This window comes from Acidobacteriota bacterium (assembly GCA_003696075.1).
Classification (GTDB): Bacteria; Acidobacteriota; Polarisedimenticolia; order J045; family J045; genus J045.
In genome coordinates, this window is the sequence record RFHH01000088.1 from 1 (window position 1) to 6307 (window position 6307).

Sequence of the window (6307 nt, forward strand, 5' to 3'; positions counted from 1 at the left end):
ATGTAAGCCTTGTCGTAGAACGAGTCGGTGACCTGGTCGTCCCAGGGTCCGGCAGCGTCCCTGATCACCGGGTAGTTCGAAACCGCACCCCAGCCCCGCCGCCGCTGCGGCGGCGACGATCGGCACGCGAAGACGTCGCATCGTGACCTCCGGATGCCCGCGGCGGCGGACTCCCCGGGCTCGCACCTGCCCGGAATCATCGCCGATGCCCGCCCTTGCGGAAGCGGCGGCGCGGCCGGCGCGGCCGCGCGCCGCGAGGTGCGCGGGAGCCTCCCGGGCTGCGGCGCCCGGCGGGCGCTCAGGACGGGGGTCCGGTGCGCGCCCCGGACCCGATCGGGGCGATGACCTCTTCCCGGCCGAGGCCCCGCGCCGGGAGGTGGGCCGTCCGGACGGCCGGAGCGGGCCCGCGCGCCGGAGCGCGCCGCGGGGAGGCCCCTCTCAGAGCCGATCCAGCACCCGGGAGAGCCCGACGAACCGCACGTCCCACTCGGCCACCAGCGATCCGTAGGTGACGCGCGCGCGGGCGATCTCGCCGTGCTGCTCCGTCCAGCGCTGCAGCCAGCGCGCCTGGTAGCGCACGTTCGGGGTGACCTCGACCGCGAGTCGGAGCTTCGTGTCGACGTACGCGGAGAACCTCCCGTACACCGGCATCGCCTGGAACGCCGTTTCCCCGGGGGCCGAAAGCTCGACGGCGACGGTCGAGGCGTCGAGCGGGAGGGCGTAGACGGCGCGCCCCCTCCAGGTCGTCAGCTCCAGCCGGGAGAACTCGTCCGCCAGCCCCTGCTTGTCGGCCCACAGGCCGCTCCCGCACTCCCCGATCCGCGAGGCCATCGAGATCATCTGGCAAAGGGAGCGGTAGCCGGGACACTCCGGATAGCCGACGCCGTCGAACGGGTCGTCGTGCGGGCCCTCCGGCGACCTGCCAGGAGTGTACTCGGGGAGGTCCGGATTCCACGAGACCCAGTTCGCGCAGTTCGTCTGCCGGGCCGGATCGCAGTAGGTCTGGTCGAGGTAGATCACCGAGGCGGTCGGATCGAAGTTGTTGTAGGTGTAGATCCACTGGTCGCCTTTCCAGTCCTGGACCACCTCGGAGAAGGTCTCGTCCGAGCCGTCGGTCCAGATCGTGGCGACCTGGCCGGTGGGAACGATGTAGGCCTCGTCGTAGAACGAGTCGAGCACGGCGTCGTCCCACGGACCGGCATCGTCGAAGATGACGGGATAGTTCGAAACGTGGCAGCCGACTCCGACCAGGACGGCGCCGAGGAACAGTGCGCGGCGCATGTCGACCTCCCCTCCGGCACCCGGGGCGGGACGGGCGCCCGACTTGCCCGCATGTTAACACCATTCGGGGAGAAGGTGGGTCAGTCGGCGTAGCCGAGCGCCCGCAGGCGCTCGAGGTCCTCCGGGTCGAGAACCGCCGTCTCCGCCGACCGCGCCCGCGCCAGGTGCTCCCGCCGAACCGCCCGCATCCGGCCCCTCAGACGTTCGAGGGTCGCGCGATCGCGGCCCGAAAGGTCCGACTGCTCGAGGGGGTCCGCCTTCTCGTCGAAGAGGTACGTCCGGTCGGAGCGGCCGAGCTTGTCGCGCACGATGTGCACCACGCGCCAGTTCCCTTCCCGGTAGCCGAACGCGATCCCCTTGGACGGGTAGACCAGTTCGCTGTAGGCCCACGACCAACCGGACGCCGGTCCTGCTTTGCCGGCGACGAGCGGCCAGAACGAGCGTCCCTCCCCCCCGAAGCCCGGGAGCGGCGGAACGCCGGCGGCTTCGAGAAGGGTGGGCCCGAGATCGGCGAGCGAGACCAGCTCGCGCCGGCGGCCGGCAGGAACGCCGGGAGCCCAGATCACGAGGGGAACCCGCACGCACTCGGCGAAGACCGTGATTCCGTGGCCGGTGCCGCCGTGTTCGCGGAACTCCTCGCCGTGATCGGCGGTGAGGACGACGACGCTCCGGTCGAGAACCCCGCTCCGCTCGAGGCGGTCGAGCCAGCGGCCGATGTACTCGTCCGTGTAGAGCACCTCGCCGTCGTACCGGTCGCGGGACGCCTCGCCCCACCGGCGGTACTCGGCCGGCGGTTTGTACGGGAAGTGGGGATCGGTCGTGTGCACGTAGGCGAAGAACGGCTCCCGCGGCGGCCGCTCGAGGAAAGCGCCGACCTCGTCGTCGAGGGCGCCGATCGGCACGTAGTTGAGATCCGGCGGGGTTCCCGGGGGGGAATCGACCTTCTTGTCGAACCAGCGGAACTTCTCGAATCCCTGATCGCACCCGAACTTCGCCGAGACGGCGAAGTTCGTCACGAAGGCGGCGGTGGAGTATCCGGCGGCGCGGAACACCTCGGCCAGCGTGACGATCGTGTCGGGGACCACGTGCTCCTTGTCCTGCACCCCGTGGCTCGCCGGATACAGGCCGGTGAAGAGGCTGACGACCGCCGGCTTCGTCCAGCCGGCCGGGGTGGTGGCCTCTTCGAACACCACGCCGCGCCGGGCCCAGCGGTCGAGCTTCGGGGTGGTGTTCCGGGCATAGCCGCCGAAGCCGACCTCGTCCGCCCGGAGCGTGTCGACCAGGAAGACGATCACGTTCGGCCGCACCGGGGCTGCGGGCCGGTCGCCCGCCCCGGGGGCCGACCCGCCGCAGCCCGTAGCGGCCAGCACGCCGAGGGCGATGGGCCACAGGTGTCCGACCGTGCGCTTGCGCCTCGATTCGATCGCCGCTCCTCCTCTTCGCGACCCTCTCCGCCGACCCGGAGACGCGGGACGCTTTGTTATGATAAGCGGCCCGCCGGGCCCTGGCCCGGCACCTCGTGAAGGAGAGTCTGCCATGGCCAGAGCGAGGAAGACCAAGTCGCGGACCGCCCGGAAGAGGGGAACGGCCGCGAGGAAAACCGCCCGGAAGACGACGACGAAACGAAAGGCCGCCAGGAAGAAGAAGGCGGCCAAGAAGAAAACCGCAAAGAAGAAGACCGCCAAGAAGAAGACGGCCAGGAAGAAGGCCACCAAGAAGCAGGCGGCCAGGAAGAAGTCCGCCAAGAAGAAGGCGGTGAAGAAGAAAGCCGCGAAGAAGAAAGCGGCCAAGAAGGCGAAGAAGAAGTCGGCCCGCCGCAAGACCGCGAAGAAGAAGACCGCCAAGAAGAAGACGGCCGGGAAGAAGTCCACCAAGAAGAAAGCGGTGAAGAAGAAAGCCGCGAAGAAGAAAGCGGCCAAGAAGACGACGGCCAAGAAGAAGGCGGCGCGCCCGCGCAAGCCCCGCGCGGCGAAGCCGCCCGCCCCCGCGGCCGCCGCCCGCATCCCAGGGGCGCCGCGGGAGACGCCCCGGGTGACGGCGTCGCGGCCCGCCCCGACCCCGGCGGCGCCGAGTCCGGCACCCCAGGTCGCGCCCTCCCCGGCGAGGACGTTCGAGCCGACGCCGACCGCGACCCCGCCCCGGGCTCCCGAGCAGCCCACCCGGCCGCCGACCTTCACACCGAGGCACGATCCGATGCGGTCGGCTTCGGGCCCGCGTGCCCCGAGCGAGAGCGATCCGAACCGGAGCTGACGCGGCGCGGCCCCGCGTCCCCCGCCGGGCGCGGGGCCGCCTCAGAACTTCCAGTGGGCCCGGTCGGCCTCGAAGCCGTGGATCTCCTCCTCGACGATCGTCCGCCAGCGGCCGGCCAGGAAGAACAGGAAGGTCATCGCCGCGAAGAACAGCAGTCCGAGCCCGAGGACGAACCATCCCGGCAACGGACCGACCGAGACGTGGTCACGGTACCACTCCGCCAGCGAGGTGGCGGGCACCGGGTGCATCACCGTCTTGAGAATCCAGGCGATCGCGATCGACGAGAAGATCCAGTAGTAGTTGTAGCGGACCCGGAGGGCGACGGCCTCCATCGGGGTGTTCTTGAACTTCGGCACGTCCAGGTCCATCGCCACCAGCTCGCGCCAGTCCTGCTTCGGCGACAGGAGATTCCTGGTGACGATCGGCAGGATGAAGTTCTCCTCCAGCATCCGCACGCGGGCCCTGTAGACGGAGAAGTAGCGGAAACGGCGCGCCTCGATGATCAGAAAGCCGAGGATGATGAAGTTGCTGAGCAGGAGCAGCAGGTGGGTCCGGGCGGCGTCGGCGAAGGTGAAGGTGATGATCGCCGCGGTGGTCACCACCGCCCAGTTCGTCGTCGTGTCCAGCCGCTGCCGCCAGACGTTGGACCGCCCCACCTCCCCCCGGTAGAAGTGCACCATCGCCTGGATGTACTCGTTGCGGGTGAGCGGCTGCGACTCGAAATCGGTGGGGTCGAAGGCCCTCTTCTCGGTGGTCATCGGCGCTCCCCCGGGGCCGCCGGGGCATGGTCCCGAGGAGATTCTACACGCCGGCCGGCCGCACCTTTGACACCCGGGGGCCCTCGTCTATAATCCGGCGGCTGCCATTGCGGGGCTATCGTCTAGGGGTCTAGGACGCATGGTTCTCAGCCATGAAACCGGGGTTCGAATCCCCGTAGCCCTGCCAGGCCCACCTCCGGGGCCGTTCACGGCCCGTCGCAAACCCGGCGCTCTCCTCGAAGCACCACGTCGTCCAGCGCCGCCTCGACGATGAGATCCCCGGGCGGGCCCGAGGTGTCGTAGGCCCGCGCCCGGATCCGGAGCTCCGGACCCGGCACGATCAGGCCGTCGAGCGGCTCGGTCACCCTGACCCAGCCCCCGGTGCGGTCGCGAACGATCTCCACGGGAATCCAGGTGCGGCCCCCGTCGTCGCTGGCCTCCAGGACGAGACCCCCTGCCCGATCCGGCCAGCCGGGGCGGCTGCCGACGTACAGCCAGCGCGCGTAGGCCAGCTCCAACCCGGCGAACCCGCGAGCGTCGATCGGCGGCGAGACCAGCAAGGCCTCTCCCCCGTCCACATCGTCGTCCGAAGCGCCACCGCCGGTGTTGCCGGTGACGAACGCGCGCCGGCCATCCGGGCTCGCGTCCTCGGAGGGCTGGGCCGGCCGGCCGCCGTCGCTGGTTCCCTGGGGCTCCCCGCGCTCCCACCGGCCGGTGACGGCGCTTCCCGAGACCGACCAGCCGCGGTCGGACTCCATGTCGTCCTCGAACAGGACCCGGACCTCCGGCCGGCCGGTCCGATCCCGGATCACCGACAGCGAGAACCCGGGACCGTCCGGGAACCGCGCCTCGACCTCGACGCGGAACCGGAGCCTGTCCCCGCACTCCCCGCCGACCTCCACGAGGAATCCGGGGCCCTCCGGGCCGCGCGTCTCGCCGGGCGCCAGAACGCCGTAGACCGCCTCCGCCTCGAGCACCCGCGCGGCCGGTGTCTCCGAAACGAGACGGGCCGCCACCCCGCGGGCCGGGGCCTCGCCCTCGTTCGTCAGGGCGACGACGAGGCGGACGCGCTCGCCCGGCTCGGGGGCGCCGTCGCCGTCGCCGGAGGCCGTGTCGTCGTAGCTCCGCGCCGTCGCCCGGATCGGCCCGCGTGCCGCCTCGGCCGCGCGGAAGACGTCGATCCGTCCGTAGCCCGCGGCGTTGTCCGGGCCGGGCTCCTCGAGATCGATCGCCGTCGTCTCCAACAGGCGCCGGAGATCGCCGGGACGCAGCGACGGATCGATCTCCAGCAGGAGGGCGATCGCGCCGGAGACGGCGGGCGCGGCCATCGAGGTTCCCGAGCTGTCCATCAACCCCTCGCACAGCCGGTGCGACGGGACGTCCACGCCGGGCGCGGTGAGGTCCGGCTTGAGCAGACCCTCGGGTGGCGGGTAGTCGAAGTAGGGCGGCACGTCGTCCCAGGTGACCGGACCGCGCGACGAAAAGGTGGCCACCCGATCCTCGCGGCTCGAGGCGCCGACCGCGATCGCCGACGGCACGTCGGCCGGCGTCCTCACCGTGTCGAACCAGCCCTCGTTGCCGGCCGCGGCGACGACCGGGACACCCGCGGCCGTCGCGGCGTCGACGATCCGGCGCCACGTGGCGCGGTCCGGATGCCACGCCCGGCGCCAGCCGAGGCTCAGCGAGATCACGTCGGCCCCGTTCGCGAGGGCGTAATCGATCGCCTCCCAGACGTCCGCCTCCCGGGCCGAGCCGCTGCCGACGCGCAGGGGCATCACCTTCGCCCCGGGCGCGTAGCCGACCGCCGTCCCCTTCGGTGCCGATCCGGCGACGATCCCGGCCACGTGCGAGCCGTGGCCGACCGTGTCGATCGGACGGTTCCCGCCTGCGGCGAAGTCCCAGCCGATCAGGTCGTCGACATAGCCGTTCCCGTCGTCGTCGAGGCCGTTCTCGTCGTCGGGGTCGAGCGGCACCCCGTCGCCGTCGAGATCCTCGCCCGGGTTGACCCAGATCCTGCC

Annotated in this window: 5 protein-coding genes, 1 tRNA gene and 1 pseudogene; 2 read left to right on the forward strand and 5 right to left on the reverse strand. The window is 71.3% G+C overall.

Annotated features, from left to right (window positions below):
• The 3 genes from D6718_05785 to D6718_05795 form a co-directional block, all read right to left on the reverse strand.
• Positions 1-200, reverse strand: a 200-nt coding sequence (locus tag D6718_05785; GenBank protein ID RMG46315.1) for a hypothetical protein, incomplete at its 3' end; no start/stop codon positions are given.
• A gap of 238 nt (positions 201-438) precedes the next feature.
• A complete protein-coding gene (locus D6718_05790) occupies positions 439-1281 on the reverse strand; it encodes a hypothetical protein (protein RMG46316.1) in 843 nt (280 codons plus the stop codon).
• A gap of 80 nt (positions 1282-1361) precedes the next feature.
• Positions 1362-2819, reverse strand: a complete 1458-nt coding sequence (locus tag D6718_05795) for a hypothetical protein (GenBank protein ID RMG46317.1) — start codon at positions 2817-2819, stop codon at positions 1362-1364.
• Here D6718_05795 and D6718_05800 point away from each other — a divergent pair.
• Positions 2818-3420 (forward strand): annotated as a pseudogene (locus tag D6718_05800) (histone). The gene D6718_05795 and the pseudogene D6718_05800 overlap by 2 nt on opposite strands.
• Positions 3421-3572: 152 nt before the next feature.
• On the opposite strand, the gene D6718_05805 reads toward D6718_05800, so the two are convergent.
• Positions 3573-4289 carry a DUF2270 domain-containing protein gene (locus tag D6718_05805; GenBank protein RMG46318.1) on the reverse strand — a complete coding sequence of 239 codons (717 nt, stop codon included), beginning with the start codon at positions 4287-4289 and terminating at the stop codon, positions 3573-3575.
• 111 nt (positions 4290-4400) lie between these two features.
• Here D6718_05805 and D6718_05810 point away from each other — a divergent pair.
• Positions 4401-4476, forward strand: a tRNA-Glu gene (locus D6718_05810).
• A gap of 19 nt (positions 4477-4495) precedes the next feature.
• On the opposite strand, the gene D6718_05815 is transcribed toward D6718_05810, so the two are convergent.
• Positions 4496-6307, reverse strand: a 1812-nt coding sequence (locus D6718_05815) for a hypothetical protein (GenBank protein RMG46319.1), incomplete at its 5' end; no start/stop codon positions are given.